Genomic DNA, 23,153 nt, shown 5'->3' with positions numbered 1-23,153 from the left:
TTAGCGCCCATGCGGCAAGGAGCCCTCGTGCCCACAGTTGAAATGGAACGTCGCCAGGTGGTGGTGATCGGTGCCGGGCCTTCCGGTGCTATCGCGGCCGCGCTGTTAAAGCGCAAAGGGCATGATGTATTGATCATCGAGCGCGAGCATTTCCCGCGTTTCTCGATTGGCGAAAGCCTGCTGTCGCACTGCATCGACTTTATCGAAGAAGCCGGCATGCTCGACGCTGTGCAAGCTGCAGGCTTCCAGGTAAAAACCGGCGCCGCATTCGCTTGGGGCGAGCGCTACAGTGCCTTTGATTTCAGCGACACCTTCAGCAACGGCAAGCCCACCACCTTCCAGGTGCAGCGCGGCGAGTTCGACAAATTGCTGGCCGACCAGGCGGCGTTGCAAGGCGTGGAAATCCGCTACGGCCAAACCATTGTCGGCGTGGATTTTTCTGCCGAGAGCCGGTATTTGCATGTGCGCCGCCAGAATGGCAGCGAGTACCACCTCAAGGCCAGGTTCGTGCTCGATGCCAGTGGCTATGGCCGTGTGTTGCCACGCCTGCTGGACCTGGAAGCACCGTCGAATTTCCCACTGCGCCAGGCCGTATTCACCCACGTCGAAGACCGTATCGAACACCCAGGCTTTGACCGCAGCAAAATCCTGGTGACCACTCACCCGACCAAGCGCGACATCTGGTTCTGGACCATCCCGTTCAGTAACGGCCGTTGCTCGGTGGGCGTGGTCGCAGCCAAAGAGCATTTCGAGGGCGCCGACAGCGACCTCGACGCCTGCCTGCGCGGCTTTATCGAGCAAACCCCAAGCCTGTCCGGCGTGCTGCAAAATGCCGTCTGGGACACCCCGGCGCGCACCATCGGCGGCTACTCGGCCAACGTCAAAACCCTGCACGGCCCAGGCTTTGCGCTACTGGGCAATGCGGCGGAATTCCTCGACCCGGTGTTTTCTTCCGGCGTGACCATCGCCATGCGCTCAGCCAGCATGGCCGCAGGGGTGCTGCACCGCCAATTAAGCGGCGAGACGGTGGACTGGCAAACCGAGTTTGCCGCACCGCTCAAGCGCGGTGTCGATACCTTCCGCTGCTACGTCGAAGGCTGGTATGCCGGCACATTCCAGGATGTGATTTTCCACCACGGCAGTTCACCGGAGATTCGCCGCATGATCAGTTCGATCCTGGCCGGTTACGCCTGGGATGAACGCAACCCGTTTGTCAGCGAGCCGAAACGGCGGTTGCGGATGTTGTCGGATATTTGTGCGAGTGAAGAGGTATGAGCAGCCCTGGCGTTGAAAAAAACTACCTGAGTCAAAACTACGTCGAAGAAACCAAGTTCGGCTTCTGGTTCCTGCGCAGCCATACCTGGCAGCATCACGTATTGCGCGTGGCGATCAATGACCTGCGCAGCCTGTTCAGCGAACCGCTGCCGGTGGCGCCGGTGTTGCTGGATGCCGGTTGCGGCCAGGGCAAATCCTTCCAGTTGCTGCATCAGGTATTCGCGCCTTCGCGCCTGATCGGCCTGGATGCCGACCCTCACAGCCTGGCACTGAGCCGCGAAGAAGCCGCGCGGCTGGGCCTGGACGTCGAGCTGATCGGCAGCGACTGCGCGACCCTCAACCTAGCGGATGCCAGCGTCGATATCCTGTTCTGCCACCAGACCTTCCATCATCTGGTGGAACAACATCGCGCACTCAAGGAGTTCTATCGGGTGCTCAAGCCGGGCGGCTATTTGCTGTTTGCCGAATCCACCGAAGCCTACATCGACACCTGGGTGATTCGCTGGCTGTTCCGCCACCCGATGCATGTGCAAAAGAGCGCCGAAGAGTACCTGGAGATGCTGCGCGCGCAGGGATTTGAGTTCGCTGCACAGAACATTTCGTACCCTTACTTGTGGTGGAGCCGTTCCAGTGACTTCGGCCTGCTGGAACGCTGGGGCCTGCGCAAGGCACCGCCCGTGGGCCAGCGCGAGGAAACCCTGGTCAACTGCGTGGCTCGTAAACCTGTGGAGAATGCGGCCCCATGATGCGCCTGCTGTTGATAAGTTGCCTGTTGCTGCTCGGCGCCTGTGCCAGCCAGGCGCCGCTGCCGGAAAAAATGCCGGCCCTGGCCTTGCCGATGCAATTGCATGTGCAGCGCCTGGCGGACAGCCAGAGCCAGGACTGGCTGCTGGTGATCCAGCGCGAAGGCCGCGCGATTCGCTGGTCGATGATGGACCCGCTGGGCATTCCCCTGGCCCGGCAAAAACTGCTTGATGGGCAGTGGCAGGCAGACGGCTTGCTGCCACCCAACCCTCAGGCGCGCACGCTATTTGCCGCGCTGCTGTTTGCCCTGACCACGCCCGGTGACGTACCGGCGCTGTATCCCACGGCCCAGGCCATGGACCTGACGCGCACGCTGCCGGGCCACTGGCAGATCGTCTATCAGTCTTCCGAGGTGTTCAGCGTGAACATGGCCGACCCGCCGTTGAGTTATCGCATCACCCCCCTGGGTGTGAGCCGATGACCGCCTACCTGAATGCCCTTGGCGTGATCTGCGCCCTTGGCCGTGGCCAGGCGCAAGTCAGCCGCAACCTGTTTGCCGGCGACTGCTCGGGCATGCGTGCCGAAAGCGGCTGGGTGCCGGAACGCGTAGTGCCGGTGGCCGCCGTACACGGTGAACTGGCGAGCCTGCCCCCGGAACTGGCCCAGCAAAGCAGTCGCAATAACCAGTTGCTGCTGGAAGCGGCGCTGCAGATCGAAGATGAGATTCGTCAGGCCATCCAGACCTACGGCCCTGGCCGGGTCGGGGTTGTGCTGGGCACCAGCACCTCAGGCATTGACGAAGCTAGCCGTGGTATTGCCCATTACCTGCAGAACACGCAGTTCCCCGCTGACTACGATTACCAGCAACAGGAACTCAGCGCCCCGGCCAACTTCCTCGCCGACTGGTTGAACGTGAGCGGCCCGGCCTATGTGATTTCCACCGCCTGCACCTCCAGCGCCCGTGCATTGATGAGTGCCCAGCGCCTGTTGGACCTGAGGGTGTGCGATGCGGTGATCTGCGGCGGCGTAGACAGCCTGTGCAAGCTGACGCTGAACGGGTTTACCGCGCTGGAAGCAGTGTCTGCCGAGCGCTGTAATCCGTTCTCGGTGAACCGCAACGGCATCAATATTGGTGAAGCGGCGGTGCTGTTCCTGATGAGCCGTGAGCCGGCCCCTATCGCCTTGCTGGGCAGCGGCGCCAGTTGCGACGCGCACCATATCTCCGCGCCCGAGCCCAGCGGCAAGGGCGCGTTGCTGGCCATGCGCAAGGCACTGGCCAGTGCAAAGCTTTCCCCCGAGCAGATCGGCTACCTGAACCTGCACGGCACCGCGACCCAACACAACGACGCCATGGAAAGCCTGGCGGTCGCCAGCCTGTTTCCAGGCGGCGTCGCCTGCTCATCGACCAAACCCATGACCGGCCACACCCTCGGCGCTGCCGGGGCCCTGGAAGCCGCGTTCTGCTGGCTGAGCCTGACCCATCGCCTGCTGCCACCCCACGTATGGGACGGCCACCCCGACCCGGCGCTGCCCGCGTTGCAGTGGGTGCGCAGCGGCGACAGCTTGAAAAAACCCTGCCTGATGAGCAACTCGTTTGCCTTCGGCGGTAACAATGTCAGCCTGATAATCGCAGAGGCCCCATGATCGATTGGCCACTTGCCGAACTGCTGCCCCATGCGGGCGACATGATCCTGATCGACCAGGTGCTGTCGTTCAATGAAGAGCAGATCCACACCCGCGTCACCGTCAAGCCCGGCGGCCTGTTCAACCGTGCTGACGGCAGCCTGCCGGCCTGGGTCGGTATTGAGCTGATGGCGCAAAGCGTCGCCGCGTATGCCGGTTGCCATGCACGCCAGCAAGGCAAGGCCGTGGAACTCGGTTTCCTGTTGGGTACACGTAAGTTCGAGTGCAACGTGGAGCACTTCCCGGCCGGTGCCGAGCTGCATATCCACGGCCTGCGCTCCCTGGAAGACGACAACGGCATGGGTGTGTTCGAATGCCACCTCACCGGCGATGGTATCCAGGCCAGCGCGCGCTTGAACGTATTTCGACCGCCCCAGGCGGCCAACTATTTAGATGAATCGAAGGACGAAACGCCATGACTGAATCCGTACTGGTCACCGGCTCCAGCCGTGGCATCGGCCGCGCCATTGCCCTGCGCCTGGCCCAGGCCGGCCATGACATTGTGCTGCATTGCCGCAGCGGTCGTGCCGAAGCCAACGCGGTACAGCTCGAGGTCCAAGCCCTGGGGCGCGAGGCACGTGTGCTGCAGTTCGACGTGGCAGATCGCGCTGCGTGCAAAGAGATCCTTGAGGCCGATGTGGAGCAGCATGGCGCCTACTACGGCGTGGTGCTCAATGCCGGCCTGACCCGCGACGGCGCCTTTCCTGCGCTGTCGGAAGACGATTGGGATGTGGTGATGCGCACCAACCTGGATGGTTTCTACAACGTGCTGCACCCGGTGATGATGCCGATGATTCGGCGCCGCGCCGCCGGGCGTATCGTGTGCATCACCTCGGTGTCCGGGCTGATCGGCAACCGCGGCCAGGTCAACTACAGCGCCTCCAAAGCCGGCTTGATCGGCGCGGCCAAGGCGCTGGCCATCGAGCTGGGCAAGCGCAAGATCACCGTCAACTGCGTGGCGCCGGGCCTGATCGACACCGCGATGCTGGATGAAAACGTGCCGGTAGAAGAACTGATGAAAATGATCCCGGCCCAACGCATGGGCACGCCGGAAGAAGTCGCCGGCGCAGTGAACTTCCTGATGTCGGCCGAAGCCGGCTATATCACGCGCCAGGTGCTGGCCGTGAACGGGGGCCTGTGCTGATGAAGCGCGTTGTCGTCACCGGCATGGCCGGCGTGACCTCCCTGGGCAGCGACTGGGACACCATCGCCGCCAACTTTCGCGCCAACCGCAGCGGCATCCGGCGCATGGATGAGTGGGACCGTTTCACCGAACTGAACACCCGCTTGGCCGGCCCTATCGATGATTTCGTCGTGCCCGCTCACTGGACCCGCAAGCAACTGCGCAGCATGGGCCGCGTCTCGCGCCTGGCGGTTTGGGCGGCGGAGCAGGCCTTGCAGGACGCCGGCTTGCTCGGTGACGAGTCGATCAAGGACGGACGCATGGGCGTGGCCTGTGGCTCGTCCACCGGCAGTACCGATGAGATCAAGGCGTTCGGCAATATGCTGCTCAATTCGGTGGCCGAGGGGCTCAATGCCAATTCCTATGTGCGCATGATGCCCCACACCACGGCGGCAAATATCAGTATCTTCTTTGGCCTCACGGGCCGGCTGATTCCTACCTCCAGCGCCTGCACCAGCGGCAGCCAGGGCATCGGCTACGCCTATGAGGCAATCAAGTTCGGGCGCCTGCCGTTGATGCTCGCGGGCGGCGCAGAAGAGCTGTGCCCCACCGAAGCCATGGTCTTCGATGCGCTCTACGCCACCAGCCTGAAGAACGATGCGCCGCAAACCAGCCCGCGCCCCTATGACAGCGGCCGCGACGGCCTGGTGATCGGTGAAGGTGGCGGCATGCTGGTGCTCGAAGAGTTGGAACACGCACTCGCGCGAGGCGCGCATATTCATGCGGAGCTGGTCGGCTTCGGCAGCAACGCCGACGGCCAGCACACCACCCGCCCGGAACAGAAAACCATGCGCCGCGCCATGGAGCTGGCCCTGGAAGACGCGGGTCTTGAACCGTCCGCCATCGGCTACGTGAACGGCCACGGCACGGCCACCGACCAGGGCGACATCGCCGAAACCCTGGCCACCAGCAGCCTGTTTGGCAGCCGCATGCCGATCAGTTCGCAAAAGAGTTTCCTCGGCCACACCCTGGGTGCCTGTGGCGCGCTGGAATCGTGGTTCAGCATCGAGATGATGAACCGCGACCAGTACGTGCACACCTTCAACCTGGACGCGGTCGACCCGCAATGCGGCGAGCTGGACTACCTGCAAGGTGGCTTTCGCCAGATGCACAACGACTACGTGATGAACAACAACTTTGCCTTCGGCGGCGTCAACACCTCGTTGATCTTCCGCCGCTGGAGCTGACTTTTTAATCGACTGGAGAAAACGGAATGTCTTCCCTGCTGCGCGCTACCCTGATCACCCTGGCCCTGCTGACTACTGCCGGATGCACCAGCAAACCGGTGCTCAACACCCAGCACGAGTTGCCGGCCACAAGCCAGGTCAGCGAAGAAAAAATGAAGCAAGTGATCGTCGCCGCTCTGCAAAAACGCGAGTGGACGGTACAACGCCTGAGCCCGCAACTGGTGCAGGCGGAGATCACCGTGCGCGGCCAGTTCTACGCCGCCATCGACATCCGCTACACCCGCAACAGCTACGCCATCACCTACCGCGACAGCCGCGACCTGGGCTACAAGGACGGCAAAATCCATCGCAACTACAACCGTTGGGTGAGCATGCTGGATCGGGATATTCTGGCGGGGTTGCGTACTTACAGCGTGAATGCAGCAAATACTCCGCCCCAAAACTGACCCCCCTTGTGGCGAGGGAGCTTGCTCCCGCTGGACTGCGCAGCAGGCCCATTTTTTAGGGCCGCTACGCGACCCAGCGGGAGCAAGCTCCCTCGCCACAGGTTATTGAGCGGCCTTACGCGTCAACAACTCCACAAACCCCTTCGCCATCGGCGTTTGCGCGCCCTGGCGCTGCACCAGCCACACCGCCGTCACCGCCTGTGGGTCGAGCAAGGTGCGATAGACCACGCCATCAATGCGGATGCGCTGGTAAGACGCCGGCAGCACCGACACTCCCAACCCCGCTGCCACCAGCCCGATGATGGTCATCGCCTCTCCTGCTTCCTGGGCAAAGTGCGGGCTGAACCCGGCGTCGCGGGCCAGGTTGAGCAACTGCGCGTACAAGCCGCTGCCGTAACTGCGCGGGAAGAACACGAAAGGCTCCTCGGCCAATTGCTCCAGGTGCAAGCCGCGCTCGCTGCCTTGGGCCAATGGGTGGCCGGCGCTCAGTACCGCGACTAATGGCTCGCGCATCAACTCGATCACGTTCAGTGAGTCGGGCAAGGGCAAAGGCCGCATCAGCCCAACCTGAATCGACTCGTCCACCAGCGACTCGGCTACTTGGGTGCTGCTCATTTCTTGCAGGTTCAGATGCACCGCCGGGAATGCCTGGCGGAAGGCAAAGATCGCCTGGGGAATGCTGGCGTTGAACGGCGCAGACGAGGTGAAACCGATCTTCAATTCACCCAGTTCCCCCAACTGCGCACGCCGCGCCACATCTGCCGCCTTGTCGACCTGGGCCAGCACCAGCCGTGCCTCTTGCAAGAACAAGCGCCCGGCCTCGCTCAGCTCGACCCGACGATTGGTGCGCTCGAACAAGCGTGCGCCCAGCTCGTGTTCCAGCGCCTGGATCTGCTGGCTCAGGGGCGGCTGCGAGATGCCCAGCACCTGCGCGGCGCGGCCGAAGTGCAGCTCTTCGGCAACGGCGATGAAGTAGCGCAAATGGCGGAATTCCATGCAAGCCTCATTAGGTCGTAAAAGCTATCAAACAGGTCGAACAATATATTGGAAAGAATCATTAGCCAGCTATATTCTTTTTTGCATTGTCGGTCCTGGCAGTCTTGCTCCCCCGAGGTTCCCGTGAATCCTGCTGTTGCTCCACTCGCCCAACAACCTGCGCCGACCGCCCTTGATGATGTGGTGGCGCAGCTCAACGACGCGTACATCGAAAAAGGCACGCCGATGTTCATGCGCACCGTGCTGGCGCTGTTCTCCGGCGGGTTCGCCACCTTTGCGCTGTTGTATTGCGTGCAGCCGATGATGCCGGCGCTGTCCCACGAGTTTTCCATCAATGCGGCGCAAAGCAGCCTGATTCTGTCCGTCGCGACCGCGATGCTCGCCTGCGGCCTGCTGATCACCGGGCCGATATCCGACAGGCTGGGGCGCAAGCCGGTGATGGTCGCTGCGCTGTTCTGTGCGGCGCTGGCCACCATCGCCAGCGGCCTGATGCCGAGCTGGGAGGGCATCCTGTTGATGCGCGCACTGGTGGGCTTGTCCTTGAGCGGCCTGGCCGCCGTGGCCATGACCTACCTCAGCGAAGAGATCCACCCGCAGCACATCGGCTTGGCCATGGGCCTGTACATCGGCGGCAACGCGATTGGGGGCATGAGCGGGCGCCTGATCATCGGCGTGTTGATCGACTTCGTCAGCTGGCACACCGCAATGCTGATCATCGGCGCCCTGGCGTTGATCGCTGCCACGGTGTTCTGGAAAATCCTCCCCGAATCGCGCAACTTCCGCGCCAGCAGCCTCAAGCCACGCAGCCTGGTGGACGGCTTTGTCATGCACTTCAAGGACGCCGGCCTGCCGTGGCTGTTTCTCGAAGCCTTCCTGCTGATGGGCGCGTTCGTGACGATGTTCAACTACATCGGCTATCGCCTGCTGGCCTCCCCCTACGATCTGAGCCAGGCGGTGGTCGGTTTGCTGTCAGTGGTGTACCTCTCGGGCATCTACAGCTCGGCCAAGATCGGCTCACTGGCCGACCGCCTCGGCCGCCGCCGCGTGCTATGGGGCACCATCGTGCTGATGCTCGCCGGCATGGCCCTGACGCTGCTCACGCCTTTGTGGCTGGTGGTACCGGGCATGCTGATCTTCACCTTCGGCTTCTTTGGCGCCCACTCCGTGGCCAGCAGCTGGATCGGCCGCCGCGCAGTGAAAGCCAAGGGGCAGGCGTCGTCGCTGTACCTGTTCTGCTATTACGTGGGGTCGAGCATTGCCGGGACGGCGGGTGGGTTTTTCTGGCACTTTGCCGGGTGGAACGGGATTGGCGGCTTTATCGTCGCGCTGCTGATTGGCGCGTTGCTGGTGGCGTTGAAGCTGGCGAAGTTGCCGCCACTAGGACAGCTCCAAAGCTAGTAACACCTACGCCCCTGGCGGTTCTGACGGGCCAAGGTACACTGTTGGCATTCGTCAGTCTTGGTAAAGGAAAGCCAGAATGCGCCTGGACCAGCTTCATATTCAGAATTTTCGTTGTTACGAGGATGCCACTTTTGACTTTCAGCCGGGATTTAACCTGGTGGTGGGAGTTAATGGGAGTGGAAAAACTTCATTATTGCAGGCAGTTGCGTCTAGCCTCTATAACTTTTCCACAGCAATGGGAAATAGAGACGCTCAAATTACTGATCAAGATGTTCGATTTACCATCCAGCAGTACGATGATCGCTACAGATTCGAGCATTTATACCCTTTAAAACTTAATGCCAAAGGCTCAGCTTTCGGCCTTGACAATTGGGAAATATTTAAAGAGCGAAAAGACCAAGGGCAATCTTACAATCACGTAGTCCATACAACTGTATCTACGCAGCTCGACAATTTAGACTCCAAAGGTCAGATGGACCTTCCCATAATAGCTTTTTATCGTGCCAACCGCCGTTGGGCTTCTCCGAACGTGACCGCTGAGTTCGCGGCCACACAAAAGTCATCACGTCTGGATGCCTACGCAAACTGGTCCGATGCCGCAATAAATCTTACAAATTTTGAAAGTTGGTTTATTGGAAAAACGCTGGAGCGCCTACAACGGATGTCGCGATCAGAAGCTAAAAACTCTTTCGACGATGAGTTGCTCTGGGTCAATCTGGCACTTAAATCCGTATTACCCGATTCAAAAGGTATCGAATACGACCTCGGACTTCGCACTCTGCTAGTTCAACTAAATCAAAACAAAACCCTGCCATTTTCAAGTTTGAGTGATGGGCAGCGTGGTTTATTTTCTTTGATCGCCGACATTGCACGCCGGATGTGTCTTATTAACCCCCACATGGGTAGCAAAGTCTTAGAGAAGACTAACGGCATCATCGTAATTGACGAACTGGACATTCATTTACACCCAGGTTGGCAGCGCAGTATCGTTTCGACATTAAAAAAAGCTTTTCCAAAGATACAGTTCATAGCTGCAAGTCACTCTCCACAGATAATCGGTGGATTGATGCCAAATGAAATCATGCTTCTGAACGACGGAGATGCTTCACACCCGCGCGTATCCTACGGACTAGATTCCAGCCGAGTGCTCGAGGAGATCATGGGCGTATCCGAGCGCGAGCCAGAAGTGGAAACGCTCCTCAGCGAACTATTCAGCACCATTGAAGACAACAACCTGGTAGAAGCCAAAGCCCAGCTCAAAGCGCTCAGGAAAGTTGCGCCCGATCTTCCTGAGTTCGCAGGAGCACAAGCGTTGATCCGTCGCAAGGAGATCCTCGGAAAATGAAACAAATATTCAAAGGATCCGAGCCAGCGTCATTTACCCAATGGAAGGCGTCAACCAACGAAGAGTGGGAGCCTACCTATTCCACTCTTCAGAACCCTCAGAAACGCGACCTGCACAATAGCCTACTACTGGAGCAAGGTTATTTCTGTTGCTACTGTGGCCGAGACATTGATGCGACATCCAGTCATATCGAGCACTTTCGACCACAAGAAACTTTTGACGACCTCGCTCTGGCATACCAAAACCTTCATGCTTCTTGTATCAGGGAAACCAAACCCGGCTCCCCCTTACACTGTGGGCACGCGAAAGAAAACTGGTTCGACGAAGCCGAACATATTTCTCCCTTAGAGGAAAATTGTGAACAGCGCTTTCGATATCTTCTCACAGGACAAATACAGGCGGCGAGCACCTCTGATTCAGCAGCGACTAAAATGATCGAAGTTCTCGCCCTAGATATCGCCTATTTAAACAACAGACGCCAAGATGCGATTGAACGCGTCTTTGACCCCTCATTCATTGAGGCAGCCAATGTAGAAGACTTCAAGACTCTCATGGCGGTTTTGCGTTATACACCCTTAGGTGAACAACAAGCATTCGACCATGTAATAGCTCGGTTTGCAGAACAATTAATAGACACATGATCCAAATGTAAAAACGCCCGGCATAAACCGGGCGTTTTTTATTTGGTGGCGTTCATTCGTGGTACTGCGCCGACAGTTCGTGCACTGCGCGCAAGAACGCACCCGCGTGCTCCGGGTTCACTTCCGGGGTGATGCCGTGGCCGAGGTTGAACACATGGCCACTGCCCTTGCCATAGCTGGCCAGGATGCGTCCAACTTCGGCGCGGATCGCTTCTGGCTTGGCGTAGAGCACGGTCGGGTCCATATTGCCTTGCAGGGCAACCTGGTTGCCGACGCGACGGCGCGCTTCGCCGAGGTCGCAGGTCCAGTCCAGGCCCAATGCATCGGCGCCCGCGTCAGCGATGCTTTCCAGCCACAGGCCGCCGCCTTTGGTGAACATGATCACCGGAACCTTGCGGCCTTCGTGCTCACGGATCAGGCCGCTGACGATCTTGCGCATGTAGGCCAGGGAGAACTCCTGGTACGCCGCCGCCGACAGGTTGCCACCCCAGGTGTCGAAAATCTGTACCGCTTGGGCACCCGCCATGATCTGGCCGTTGAGGTAGGACGTGACCGACTGCGCCAGCTTGTCCAGCAACAGGTGCATGGCTTGCGGGTTGTCGTAGAGCATGGCTTTGGTCTTGCGGAAGTCTTTCGACGAGCCGCCTTCAACCATGTAGGTGGCCAGGGTCCAGGGGCTGCCGGAGAAACCGATCAGCGGCACGCGGCCGTTGAGCTCGCGGCGGATGGTGCTCACAGCATCCATCACGTAGCCCAGGTCTTTGTGTGGGTCAGGGATCGGCAGGGCTTCGATATCGGCCAAGGTGCTGACGACTTTCTTGAAGCGCGGGCCTTCGCCGGTTTCGAAGTACAGGCCTTGGCCCATGGCGTCCGGGATAGTGAGGATATCGGAGAAGAGGATGGCCGCATCCAGTTGTGGGTAGCGGTCCAGCGGCTGCATCGTGACTTCGCAGGCGAACTCCGGGTTCATGCACAGGCTCATGAAATCACCGGCGTTGGCGCGACTGGCGCGGTATTCCGGCAGATAGCGACCGGCTTGACGCATCATCCACACCGGAGTGACGTCTACGGGTTGCTTGAGCAGGGCACGAAGGAAACGGTCGTTCTTGAGGGCAGTCATGTCGGCATCCGCAAAAAAAGTGCGGGCATTTTCTCAGAGCGCGACGCAAAAGGCACGGAATGCACCGTGCCTTTTGTCTATCGGGTCAATTTGTCGCGGCGGCTGGCATTACACATCTCAATGTGAAACGAGGTTTATGTGGGAGCTGGCTTGCCTGCGATAGCAATAGTGAATTCACCGCCGCCATCGCAGGCAAGCCAGCTCCCACAGTTGACCCTGTTTCAAATCAGACTTGCAGGTAGTCCAGGATGCCTTCGGCGGCGTTACGGCCTTCGAAGATCGCGGTGACCACCAGGTCCGACCCGCGCACCATGTCGCCACCGGCGAAGATCTTCGGATTGCTGGTCTGATGCTTGTACTGGCCTTGTTCCGGGGCCACGACACGGCCCTGACTGTCGGTCTGGATTTCGAACTGCTCGAACCACGACGCCGGGCTTGGACGGAAACCGAAGGCGATGACCACGGCGTCGGCCGGGATGATTTCTTCGGAACCCGGGATCGGCTCGGGGCTGCGACGGCCACGGGCGTCCGGTTCGCCGAGACGGGTCTCGACCACCTTCACACCTTCCACACGGTCTTCACCGACGATGGCGATCGGCTGGCGGTTGTAGAGGAATTTCACGCCTTCTTCCTTGGCGTTCTTCACCTCTTTGCGCGAGCCGGGCATGTTGGCTTCGTCACGGCGATAAGCGCAGGTCACCGACTTGGCGCCCTGGCGGATCGAAGTACGGTTGCAGTCCATCGCGGTGTCACCACCGCCCAGCACCACGACCTTCTTGCCCTTCATGTCGACGAAATCTTCCGGCGACTTTTCAAAGCCCAGGTTGCGGTTGACGTTGGCGATCAGGAAGTCGAGCGCGTCATACACGCCGGGCAAGTCCTCACCGGCAAAGCCGCCCTTCATGTAGGTGTAGGTGCCCATGCCCATGAACACCGCATCGTATTCGGCGAGCAGTTGCTCCATGGTGATGTCTTTGCCGATTTCGGTATTGAGGCGGAACTCGATACCCATGCCGGTGAACACTTCACGACGGTGGCTCAGTACGGTTTTTTCCAGCTTGAACTCGGGGATACCGAAGGTCAGCAGGCCACCGATTTCCGGGTTCTTGTCGAACACCACCGGGGTCACGCCGCCGCGCACCAACACGTCGGCACACCCCAGGCCCGCCGGGCCCGCGCCGATGATCGCGACGCGCTTGCCGGTCGGCTTGACCTTGGACATGTCCGGGCGCCAGCCCATGGCGAACGCGGTGTCGGTGATGTACTTCTCCACCGAACCGATGGTCACCGCGCCGAAGCCGTCGTTGAGGGTGCAGGCACCTTCACACAAGCGGTCTTGCGGGCACACCCGGCCGCAGACTTCCGGCAGGGTGTTGGTCTGGTGCGACAGCTCGGCGGCGGCGAGGATGTTGCCCTCGGCCACCAGTTTGAGCCAGTTGGGAATGAAGTTGTGCACCGGGCACTTCCATTCGCAATACGGGTTACCGCACCCCAGGCAGCGGTGGGCCTGGTCGGCCGAGTGCTGGGGTTTGAAGGGTTCGTAGATTTCCACGAACTCTTTCTTGCGTTGACGCAACAGTTTCTTCTTCGGATCTTTGCGCCCGACATCGATGAACTGGAAGTCGTTATTCAGACGTTCAGCCATGTTAAAACCTCATCAAACTGTTCAGGCGCATATCACTGCGGGTTGGCACGGATGCTGGAAAGCAACGATTTCAGGTTGGCAGCCTTGGGCTTGACCAGCCAGAAACGACGCAGGTAATCATCGAGGTTTTCGGCGAGGTTACGACCCCATTCGCTGCCGGTTTCCTCGACGTACTCGTCCAGCACGTGCTGCAAGTGGTTCCGGTAGGATTCCATGGCTTCGCCGCTGATCCGCTGGATCTCGACCAACTCGTGGTTGACCTTGTCGACGAAGGTGTTGTCCTGGTCGAGCACGTAGGCGAAACCGCCGGTCATGCCCGAACCGAAGTTGTAACCGGTCTTGCCCAGTACCGCGACAAAGCCTCCGGTCATGTACTCGCAGCAATGATCGCCAGTGCCTTCCACCACGGTGTGGGCACCGGAGTTACGCACGGCGAAACGCTCACCGGCAGTACCTGCGGCAAACAGCTTGCCACCGGTGGCGCCGTACAGGCAGGTGTTGCCGATGATGGCACTGTCCTGGGTCTTGTACACGCTGCCAGCCGGCGGAACGATGACCAGTTTGCCGCCAGTCATGCCCTTGCCCACGTAGTCGTTGGCGTCGCCTTCCAGGTACATGTGCAGGCCGCCGGCGTTCCACACGCCGAAGCTCTGGCCCGCAGTGCCCTTGAAGCGGAAGGTGATCGGCGCTTTCGCCATGCCCTGGTTGCCGTGCTTGCGCGCGATTTCGCCGGAGATGCGTGCGCCGATGGAACGGTCGCAGTTGCAGATATCCAAGGCGAATTCGCCACCGCTGGCGTCGTTGATCGAGGAGCCGGCCATTTCGACCATTTTCTCGGCCAACAGGCCTTTGTCGAACGGTGGGTTGCGGTCCACCTGGCAGAACTGTGGCTTGTCTGCCGGGATGTGATCGCTGCCCAACAGAGGGGTGAGGTCCAGATGTTGTTGCTTGGCGGTCTGGCCTTCGAGGATGTCCAACAGGTCGGTGCGACCGATCAGCTCTTCCAGCGAACGCACGCCCAATTTGGCCAGCCACTCACGGGTTTCTTCGGCGACGTAGGTGAAGAAATTCACCACCATGTCGACGGTGCCGATGTAGTGATCCTTGCGCAGTTTCTCGTTCTGAGTCGCCACGCCGGTGGCGCAGTTGTTCAGGTGGCAGATACGCAGGTATTTGCAGCCCAGGGCGATCATGGGCGCAGTGCCGAAGCCGAAACTTTCGGCGCCGAGGATCGCGGCCTTGATCACATCGAGGCCGGTTTTCAGGCCGCCGTCGGTCTGTACTCGCACCTTGCCGCGCAGGTCGTTGCCGCGCAGGGTCTGGTGGGTTTCGGCCAGGCCGAGCTCCCACGGCGCACCGGCGTACTTGATCGAGGTCAGCGGCGAAGCGCCGGTGCCGCCGTCGTAGCCGGAGATGGTGATCAGGTCGGCATAGGCCTTGGCCACACCGGCGGCGATGGTGCCGACGCCGGCTTCCGCAACCAGTTTCACCGAGACCAGGGCCTGCGGGTTGACTTGTTTGAGGTCGAAGATCAACTGCGACAAGTCTTCAATCGAGTAGATGTCGTGGTGCGGCGGTGGCGAAATCAAGGTCACGCCCGGTACGGCGTAACGCAGCTTGGCGATCAGACCGTTGACCTTGCCGCCTGGCAATTGCCCACCCTCACCCGGCTTGGCGCCTTGGGCCACCTTGATCTGCAGCACCTCGGCATTCACCAGGTACTCCGGGGTCACCCCGAAACGGCCGGTGGCCACCTGCTTGATCTTCGAGCTTTTGAGCGTGCCGTAGCGCGCCGGGTCTTCACCGCCTTCGCCGGAGTTGGAACGCGCACCCAGGCGGTTCATGGCTTCGGCCAGGGCTTCGTGAGCCTCGGGCGACAAGGCGCCCAGGGAAATACCGGCGGAGTCGAAGCGCTTGAGGATCGACTCCAGCGGCTCGACTTCGGCGATGTCCATCGGCGTGTCCAGGGTCTTCACCTTGAACAGGTCGCGGATCATCGACACCGGGCGGTTATCCACCAGGCTCGTGTACTCCTTGAACTTGGCGTAGTCGCCCTGCTGCACAGCGGCTTGCAGGGTGTTGACCACGTCCGGGTTGTAGGCATGGTATTCGCCACCGTGCACGAACTTGAGCAGGCCACCTTGCTGGATCGGCTTACGCGCGCTCCAGGCTTCGGCGGCCAGGGCTTTTTGCTCGGCTTCGATGTCGACGAAACGCGCACCCTTGATGCGGCTCGGTACGCCACGGAAACTCAGCTCGCAGACTTCTTCGGACAGACCGATGGCTTCGAACAACTGAGCACCACGGTACGAGGTGACCGTGGAGATACCCATCTTCGACAGAATCTTCAGCAAGCCCTTGGTGATGCCCTTGCGGTAGTTCTTGAACACCTCATAGAGGTCGCCCAGCACTTCACCGGTACGGATCAGGTCACCCAGCACTTCGTACGCGAGGAACGGGTACACCGCCGAAGCGCCGAAACCGATCAGCACCGCAAAGTGATGCGGGTCGCGGGCGGTGGCGGTTTCCACGAGGATGTTGGAGTCGCAGCGCAGGCCTTTTTCGGTCAGGCGGTGGTGCACCGCACCGGTCGCCAGGGACGCGTGGATCGGCAACTTGCCAGGCGCGATATGGCGGTCGGTCAGTACGATCTGGGTACGACCGGCACGCACGGCTTCTTCAGCCTGGTCAGCAACGTTACGCACTGCGGCTTCAAGGCCCAGGCTCTCGTCGTAGTTCAGGTCGATGATCTGGCGATCGAAGCCCGGACGCTCCAGGGTCATCAGCGAGCGCCACTTGGCCGGGGAAATGACCGGCGAGCTGAGGATCACGCGGGAGGCATGCTCAGGCGATTCCTGGAAGATGTTGCGCTCGGCGCCGAGGCACACTTCCAGGGACATCACGATGGCTTCACGCAGCGGGTCGATCGGCGGGTTGGTCACCTGGGCGAACTGCTGGCGGAAATAGTCGTACGGCGTGCGCACGCGCTGGGACAGCACGGCCATTGGCGTGTCATCGCCCATGGAGCCGACGGCCTCGTAGCCTTGCTCACCGAGCGGACGCAGCACCTGGTCGCGCTCTTCGAACGTGACCTGGTACATCTTCATGTACTGCTTGAGCTGGTCGACGTCATAGAAAGCCGAACCGTGGTCGTTGTCTTCCATGGTCGCCTGGATGCGCAGGGCGTTCTTGCGCAGCCATTGCTTGTACGGGTGACGGGACTTCAAGCGGTTGTCGATGGCGTCGGTGTCGAGGATCTGCCCGGTCTCGGTGTCCACGGCCAGGATCTGGCCAGGGCCCACACGGCCTTTGGCAATCACGTCTTCAGGCTTGTAGTCCCACACGCCGATTTCCGAGGCGAGGGTGATGAAACCGTTGGTGGTGGTCACCCAACGCGCCGGGCGCAGGCCGTTACGGTCGAGCAGGCACACCGCGTAGCGGCCGTCGGTCATGACCACGCCGGCCGGGCCGTCCCACGGCTCCATGTGCATCGAGTTGTACTCGTAGAACGCACGCAGGTCCGGGTCCATCGTCTCGACGTTCTGCCACGCTGGCGGAATGATCATGCGCACGCCACGGAACAGGTCGATGCCGCCGGTGACCATCAGTTCGAGCATGTTGTCCATGCTGGAGGAGTCGGAACCCACGCGATTGACCAGTGGGCCGAGCTCTTCGAGGTCCATCAAATCGTTGGCGAACTTGGTGCGACGGGCCTGGGCCCAGTTGCGGTTGCCGGTGATGGTATTGATCTCGCCGTTGTGGGCGAGGAAGCGGAATGGCTGGGCCAGCGGCCATTTCGGCAGGGTATTGGTGGAGAAGCGCTGGTGGAACACGCAGATTGCGGTTTGCAGGCGCTCATCGCTCAGGTCTGGATAGAAGGCGGTGAGGTCCGCCGGCATCATCAGGCCTTTATAAATGATGGTCTTGTGGGAAAAGCTGCAGATGTAATGGTCGGTGTCGGCGGCGTTGAGCACCGACGAACGACGACGGGACGTGAACAGCTTGATCGCCATGTCCTGGTCGCTCAGGCCATCGCCTGCGATGAACACTTGTTCGATCTGCGGCAGGCGCTCCAGGGCCAGGCGGCCGAGTACGCTGGTGTCGATGGGCACTTTGCGCCATCCGACGATTTGCAGGCCGGCGGCGGCGATCTCGCGGTTCATGTTCTCGCGGGCGGCTTCGGCTTTTACCGGGTCCTGGTTGAAAAACACCATGCCCACGGCGTACTGCTTGGGCAGTTCGACCGCGAATTGCTCTTTGGCGACAGCGCGCAGGAACTGGTCGGGCTTTTGAATCAGCAAGCCACAGCCGTCACCGGTCTTGCCGTCGGCGTTGATCCCACCGCGGTGGGTCATGCAGGTCAGGGCCTCGATGGCCGTTTGCAAAAGGGTATGACTGGGTTCGCCCTGCATGTGGGCTATCAGGCCGAAACCGCAGTTATCCTTGAATTCATCGGGTTGGTACAGACCTGCTTTCATAGACACTTTCTCACCAGGCTGCCTCTTTTACCGAGGCAAATTTCTTTTCAATTCAACCGGTTACCTTCCACGCCGAACGTACGCCGGCTTAGCGGGGGCAAAAGGGAGGTCATTGTACACACCGACACAGACGCTCACAAATTTAGCGACGAAATGTCGCAAATCTATGTCGCATTTATGAAAGGTTTAAAGCGATATGCTGTGCTAGTCAAAACTTTTTTAATTCTGACCGCTACGACTCAAAAGCCACTGTGACGCAGACACCACAAAGCGCGCGGTCTCGGGAGACTGCACGCACTTGCGGATTTTTTTGAGGTGCCGGGAGGGCGGCCTGGGTAAGGCCGCCGGATCTTCAGCGAGTTGCTGCCAGTTCTTGTTGAACGCTGGCAACAGTGCGAGGCCAAGGTTTACCAGCCTGAACCTTCGCTGGCAAGGCCTTGATGGCAGAATCGGCTGCGGCGCGGCTTGGGAAGCTGCCGTAGGTGATCACGTAGAGAGGCTTGCCGTTGAGCACTTTCTTGAAATAACGGTACTGGCCGCCCTGCTCTTTGACGAACGCCTGGGCGTTGGCTTCGGAGCTGGTGCCCAGGATCTGCACCACAAAGTTACCGGTAGGCTGGCTGCTGTACCAGCTGCTGCCAGCAGCGCCGGCCTTGGCAACGGTGGCGGCTGGTTTTTCCGCAGGCTTGGCGGCCGGGGCTGGTTTGGCGGCTGGCGCTGGTGCGACAGGCTTGGTCACCGGAGCAGGCTTGGCGGTAGCAACGGTGGGCGCCGGCGTCGGCTTGGCGACCGGAGCAACCGGCGTCGCTGGCACACCGGCCGGTACGCCTGCAGGTGGCGCGGTGGTGGTCACGGTCGGCGGCGTGGCGCTGGAGCCTTCCACCGGCACACCGTCGTCGCCTTCGGAGATGCCACCGGCTTCTTCAGCCAGAGGGCCGCGCATCACAGGTTGGCCGACCATCGGCAGGTTGGTCGGTTGGCCGGAGTTGGCAAATTCGACGTTTGGCGTGGGCTTGCCCAGTGGCAACTGCGCCTGTTCGGTTGGCGCGCCAGTGGTTGTCGGTGCTTTGTTGCGGCCCGGGATCAACCAGGCGGCGGCAACAGCGACCACGACAACGGCGGAAATAGCCAATACGTGCTTCTTAGGCATAGTGAACCCCATCTTTGGACGCTTGACCGCAGAGCGGCTGGCAATCATGGCTTCGATCATGGCATCGCGGGCAACCTGGTTGATGTTTCCAGGCCAGCCATCGGAGCTTTCGTGAATATCAGAGATCTGCGCAGCGGTGAAAAGTTCGATACCCGCCCCGGCGCCTTCAAGACGTTGTGCCAGGTATTCGCGGGTTTCTTCCTCTTCGTACGGCTGCAACTCGATGACGTGAAACAGCTCCTGCTCACCGCTGATCTGCTCCAGATCGGCGATCAACGACGACTCACCGAACAGGAACACATGCGGGCGACCTTCCGGCGTACCCGCTGCCAGCGCCAGCAAGGCTTCCAGGGCCGATTCGTCGAGCTGCTCGGCGTCGTCTACCAGCAGGTAGACTTCCTGGCCGGTCAGGCCCAATTGCACCACCTGCTTGAGAATCGCGTTCGGCTCGGCGTTGGAGACGTTCAACGCTTGCGCCACCTCGCGCAGTACGCCGGCCGCATCACCGGCACCGCGGGCCGATACCACCACGCTCTGCACCGATTGTTTGTTGGTGCTGGCCACCAGCGCCTGGCGCAGCAAGGTCTTGCCGCTGCCCAGAGGGCCGGTCACCACCAGCAGCAACTGGCTGTAGCGCGCGAGGTGATGCAACTGCCCCAGTACCGGCTTGCGCTGGGCGGGGAAGAACTTGAAACCCGGCACCCGTGGAGCGAAGGGGTCGTGGCTCAAGTGATAATGGCCGAGGAACGCCTCGTCGGCATGCAAACTAGTCATCGGGTCTTATTAACCTTTGAGCTGGGCCAGGGCGCGGTAATCCGCTCCCAGCGTGGCCTGTAGAATCTCTTTTGGATAATCGTCGGTCACCACGGCTTCGCCGATGTGGCGCAGCAGTACCAGTCGAAGTCGACCGTCGATCACTTTCTTGTCTATCGCCATATGTTCAAGGAAATCCGCCTCGGCCATCTCCGTGGGCGGAACGACCGGCAAACCGGCACGCTGGAACAGGCGGATACCGCGATCGCGCTCTCGGGCGCTGATCCAGCCCAGGCGCTGCGACATATCCAATGCCATCACCGTACCAGCCGCCACGGCCTCCCCATGCAACCACACACCATAGCCCATGTGCGTTTCGATCGCATGGCCGAAGGTGTGGCCCAGGTTCAGCGTGGCCCGCACGCCGGACTCGCGCTCGTCGGCATTGACCACCAGCGCCTTGGCCGCGCAAGAGCGGGAGATCGCTTCGGTCAGGGCTACCTGATCGAGGGCGCGCAAGGCGTCCATGTGTTCTTCCAGCCAGGTCAGGAACGGCTCATCGCAAATCAGGCCGTACTTGATGACTTCCGCCAGCCCCGCCGACAGCTCGCGCGGCGGCAAGGTGTTGAGGGTAGCGGTGTCGATCAGCACAGCCTGAGGCTGGTAGAACGCGCCGACCATGTTCTTGCCCAACGGGTGGTTGATACCGGTCTTGCCGCCCACCGACGAATCGACCTGGGACAGCAAGGTGGTCGGCACCTGGATGAAATCCACGCCGCGCTGGTAGCAGGCCGCGGCAAACCCGGCCATGTCGCCAATCACACCGCCGCCCAGGGCGACCACAGTGGTTCGACGGTCATGGCGCGCAGTCAGCAGGCCATCAAAGATCAGTTGCAGGGTTTCCCAGTTTTTGTGGGCTTCGCCGTCAGGCAACACCACGGAGATCACCGAGTACGCCGCCAGGCTGCGGCTCAGACGCTCAAGATACAGCGGCGCGACCGTTTCGTTGGAGATGATCGCCACCTGTCGGCCGGCAATATGCGGCGCAAGCAGTTCGGGCTGGTCCAACAGACCTGCGCCAATGTGGATCGGGTAGCTGCGCTCGCCTAGATCGACCTTAAGTGTCTGCATGTGTCCCCGCGTTGAAGATGTATTAACGACCGGCACTGTCGACCTCTCGACACCGCCTGGTGGCTCTACGCCATACCTTATAAGGTCATGGCGCGCCGCCGAGAATAGCGCATTTCGGGCCAGGCTTTAACGGGGTGGCAACCGTTGCAGGCGCTCAAGGATGTCAAGTACGACCATCCGAGGTGGCCGCTCATCGGTTTCCACCACGAGATCGGCGATTTCCCGATACAGCGGATCGCGCAGCGCCAGCAGGTCCCGCAGGGTTTTCGCCGGGTCGGCGGTGCGCAGCAACGGGCGATTGCGATCACGGGCGGTACGGCCCACCTGCTGTTCGACCGACGCGTGCAAATACACCACCCGACCACCGGCATGCAGCGCCCGACGGTTTTCATCGCGCATGACGGCGCCACCACCGGTCGCCAATACCACGCCATCGCAGCCGCACAGCTCGGCAATCATCGCCTGCTCGCGGTCACGAAAGCCCAGCTCGCCTTCTTTATCGAAGATCCATGGGATATTGGCGCCCGTGCGCAATTCAATTTCCTTGTCGGAATCTTTGAACGGCAGGCGCAGCTCTTTGGCCAGCAAACGGCCGATGGTGCTTTTTCCAGCGCCCATCGGCCCTACAAGAATCAAATTTCGCACAGAATCAACGACTCACAGCAATCGCCTGGTTATTCATGATACGCGGAGTCAGGAATACCAGCAGCTCGGATTTTTTCTCCGCCAGCACATCGCGCCGGAAAAGGCGGCCAAGATACGGCACATCGCCCAAAAATGGCACTTTATCTACCACTTTGCTTTGGGTGTTGGAGAAAACCCCGCCAATGACGATGGTCTCGCCATCCCTGACCAGAACCTTGGCATTGACCTCGTTTTTCTTGATCGGCGGCACGTCATTGAGTCGGTTCAGGTAGTCGGGCTCATCCTTGGTGACCTTGACCGCCATGATCACATGGTCGTCGGGGGTGATTTGCGGCGTGACTTCAAGCGACAGCGAGGCCTCTTTGAACGACACCGAGGTGGCACCCTGGGAGGTGGATTCCTGATAAGGAATCTCGGTGCCTTTGAGGATGCGTGCAGTCTCTTTGTCGGAGGTGACGACCTTGGGCTGCGAGACGATCTCACCGTTGCCGGTTTTTTCCATGGCGGTCAGCTCAAGGTCCAGCAACAGGTTGTCGGTGATATAGGCGATCCCCAGGCCCGAGGTTCCTGCCAGCGACCCCAAGTCGACAAAAGGTGAACTGGGTGGGTTTTGCGGCGGCTCGGCACCCTCCGCCAGCGGCTTGCCAATACCTCCAACGCCGCTGTTGCCGCGGGTGAGCCGCCCACCCCAGCGCACACCCAGGCTTTTGTCGTAGTCGACATTGGCCTCCACAATCCGTGCCTCGATCATGACCTGGCGTACCGGGATATCCAGCTGCGCCACGATGCGCCGCAGCTCTTCGAGCCGCTCGCCAGTCTGGTAGGCGATGATGTTGTTGGTGCGGTCATCCACTGCCACCGAACCGCGCTCATCGGTGGCGCCCTCAAAGCCGGTCACCGACTGAAACAGCTTGGCCAGGTCGGCGGCCTTGGCGTAATTGACCTGCAGCAGCTCCCGACGCAAGGGCGCCAGCTCGGCCATCTGCTTGCGCGACTCCAGCATCAACAGCTCGCGAGCAGCCAATTCATCGGCGGGCGCCACCAGCACCACGCCCGCCTTGACTCGCTTGTCCAAGCCCTTGGTTTGCAGTACCAGGTCCAGAGCCTGGTCCCAGGGCACATCCTTGAGCCGCAGGGTGATCGAGCCCTGCACCTCATCGCTGGTCACCAGGTTGAGCCCGGCGACATCGGCAATTTGCTGCAAGACCGCGCGCAGGTCGATGTCCTGGAAATTCAGGGTCAGCCTGGCGCCTGTATAGCTGACCGGCTGGGCACTGTCGGGCGACGGCAGTTGGATAAGGTTCAGGCGATTGGGCACAGCAGCAGCCAT

At 60.7% G+C, this 23,153-nt stretch carries 19 protein-coding genes; 11 read left to right on the top strand and 8 right to left on the bottom strand.

Annotation, left to right across the window (positions count from 1 at the left end; translation table 11 throughout):
* Nucleotides 1-27: 27 nt before the first annotated feature.
* From GIV35_RS00860 to GIV35_RS00825, 8 genes are read left to right on the top strand one after another with little or no spacing between them, the layout of a single operon-like run.
* Nucleotides 28-1,275, top strand: a complete 1,248-nt coding sequence (locus GIV35_RS00860) for an NAD(P)/FAD-dependent oxidoreductase (RefSeq protein WP_236264137.1) — start codon at nucleotides 28-30, stop codon at nucleotides 1,273-1,275.
* Complete coding sequence (locus tag GIV35_RS00855; protein WP_236264139.1) at nucleotides 1,272-2,021, top strand: class I SAM-dependent methyltransferase; 750 nt, start codon at nucleotides 1,272-1,274, stop codon at nucleotides 2,019-2,021. The genes GIV35_RS00860 and GIV35_RS00855 overlap by 4 nt, the downstream gene beginning before the upstream one ends.
* Nucleotides 2,018-2,500, top strand: a complete 483-nt coding sequence (locus GIV35_RS00850) for a hypothetical protein (protein ID WP_223023726.1) — start codon at nucleotides 2,018-2,020, stop codon at nucleotides 2,498-2,500. Before GIV35_RS00855 ends, GIV35_RS00850 begins: the two co-directional genes overlap by 4 nt.
* On the top strand, nucleotides 2,497-3,663 hold the full coding sequence (locus GIV35_RS00845) for a beta-ketoacyl-[acyl-carrier-protein] synthase family protein (protein ID WP_213153552.1): 1,167 nt from the start codon (nucleotides 2,497-2,499) through the stop codon (nucleotides 3,661-3,663). The genes GIV35_RS00850 and GIV35_RS00845 overlap by 4 nt, the downstream gene beginning before the upstream one ends.
* On the top strand, nucleotides 3,660-4,121 hold the full coding sequence (locus tag GIV35_RS00840; protein ID WP_213153551.1) for a hotdog family protein: 462 nt from the start codon (nucleotides 3,660-3,662) through the stop codon (nucleotides 4,119-4,121). Before GIV35_RS00845 ends, GIV35_RS00840 begins: the two co-directional genes overlap by 4 nt.
* Entirely contained in the window at nucleotides 4,118-4,846 is a 729-nt protein-coding gene (fabG, locus tag GIV35_RS00835; RefSeq protein WP_105225497.1) for a 3-oxoacyl-ACP reductase FabG, read from the top strand. Before GIV35_RS00840 ends, fabG begins: the two co-directional genes overlap by 4 nt.
* Nucleotides 4,846-6,072 (top strand): beta-ketoacyl-ACP synthase, encoded by a 1,227-nt coding sequence (locus GIV35_RS00830; RefSeq protein WP_032893933.1) that lies wholly within the window; start codon nucleotides 4,846-4,848, stop codon nucleotides 6,070-6,072. The genes fabG and GIV35_RS00830 overlap by 1 nt, the downstream gene beginning before the upstream one ends.
* A 26-nt stretch (nucleotides 6,073-6,098) precedes the next feature.
* A complete protein-coding gene (locus GIV35_RS00825) occupies nucleotides 6,099-6,518 on the top strand; it encodes a hypothetical protein (RefSeq protein WP_105225496.1) in 420 nt (139 codons plus the stop codon).
* A gap of 102 nt (nucleotides 6,519-6,620) precedes the next feature.
* On the opposite strand, the gene GIV35_RS00820 is transcribed toward GIV35_RS00825, so the two are convergent.
* Nucleotides 6,621-7,514 (bottom strand): LysR family transcriptional regulator, encoded by an 894-nt coding sequence (locus tag GIV35_RS00820; protein WP_236264140.1) that lies wholly within the window; start codon nucleotides 7,512-7,514, stop codon nucleotides 6,621-6,623.
* Between the two features lie 180 nt (nucleotides 7,515-7,694).
* Between GIV35_RS00820 and GIV35_RS00815 the strand changes: the two genes are divergently transcribed.
* From GIV35_RS00815 to GIV35_RS00805, 3 genes are all read left to right on the top strand, one after another.
* The gene (locus GIV35_RS00815) at nucleotides 7,695-8,912 is read left to right on the top strand and encodes an MFS transporter (RefSeq protein WP_419789581.1); all 1,218 of its coding nucleotides are present in this window, start codon (nucleotides 7,695-7,697) and stop codon (nucleotides 8,910-8,912) included.
* Between the two features lie 79 nt (nucleotides 8,913-8,991).
* The gene (locus GIV35_RS00810) at nucleotides 8,992-10,260 is read left to right on the top strand and encodes an AAA family ATPase (protein WP_054896208.1); all 1,269 of its coding nucleotides are present in this window, start codon (nucleotides 8,992-8,994) and stop codon (nucleotides 10,258-10,260) included.
* On the top strand, nucleotides 10,257-10,901 hold the full coding sequence (locus GIV35_RS00805) for a retron system putative HNH endonuclease (RefSeq protein WP_213153549.1): 645 nt from the start codon (nucleotides 10,257-10,259) through the stop codon (nucleotides 10,899-10,901). Before GIV35_RS00810 ends, GIV35_RS00805 begins: the two co-directional genes overlap by 4 nt.
* Nucleotides 10,902-10,953: 52 nt before the next feature.
* On the opposite strand, the gene hemE is transcribed toward GIV35_RS00805, so the two are convergent.
* From hemE to GIV35_RS00770, 7 genes are all read right to left on the bottom strand, one after another.
* Nucleotides 10,954-12,021 (bottom strand): uroporphyrinogen decarboxylase, encoded by a 1,068-nt coding sequence (gene hemE / locus GIV35_RS00800; RefSeq protein ID WP_003187922.1) that lies wholly within the window; start codon nucleotides 12,019-12,021, stop codon nucleotides 10,954-10,956.
* 226 nt (nucleotides 12,022-12,247) lie between these two features.
* Complete coding sequence (locus tag GIV35_RS00795) at nucleotides 12,248-13,666, bottom strand: FAD-dependent oxidoreductase (RefSeq protein WP_046070563.1); 1,419 nt, start codon at nucleotides 13,664-13,666, stop codon at nucleotides 12,248-12,250.
* Between the two features lie 32 nt (nucleotides 13,667-13,698).
* Complete coding sequence (gltB, locus tag GIV35_RS00790; RefSeq protein WP_186526760.1) at nucleotides 13,699-18,144, bottom strand: glutamate synthase large subunit; 4,446 nt, start codon at nucleotides 18,142-18,144, stop codon at nucleotides 13,699-13,701.
* A gap of 352 nt (nucleotides 18,145-18,496) precedes the next feature.
* Entirely contained in the window at nucleotides 18,497-20,068 is a 1,572-nt protein-coding gene (locus GIV35_RS00785) for an SPOR domain-containing protein (RefSeq protein WP_105225483.1), read from the bottom strand.
* Between the two features lie 9 nt (nucleotides 20,069-20,077).
* Nucleotides 20,078-21,178, bottom strand: coding sequence for a 3-dehydroquinate synthase (gene aroB, locus GIV35_RS00780; protein ID WP_236264144.1), 1,101 nt, complete (start codon nucleotides 21,176-21,178; stop codon nucleotides 20,078-20,080).
* Nucleotides 21,179-21,304: 126 nt separating this feature from the next.
* Nucleotides 21,305-21,823 (bottom strand): shikimate kinase AroK, encoded by a 519-nt coding sequence (gene aroK / locus GIV35_RS00775; protein ID WP_003187914.1) that lies wholly within the window; start codon nucleotides 21,821-21,823, stop codon nucleotides 21,305-21,307.
* Nucleotides 21,824-21,827: 4 nt separating this feature from the next.
* Nucleotides 21,828-23,153, bottom strand: coding sequence for a type IV pilus secretin PilQ (locus GIV35_RS00770; RefSeq protein WP_236264149.1), 1,326 nt, complete (start codon nucleotides 23,151-23,153; stop codon nucleotides 21,828-21,830).

Source organism: Pseudomonas sp. PA-1-6B, from assembly GCF_021609545.1.
GTDB classification, from domain to species: domain Bacteria; phylum Pseudomonadota; class Gammaproteobacteria; order Pseudomonadales; family Pseudomonadaceae; genus Aquipseudomonas; species Aquipseudomonas fluorescens_BV.
The sequence above is the reverse complement of the archived record's forward strand: the minus strand, read 5'-3'. Positions and strand labels throughout refer to the sequence as shown.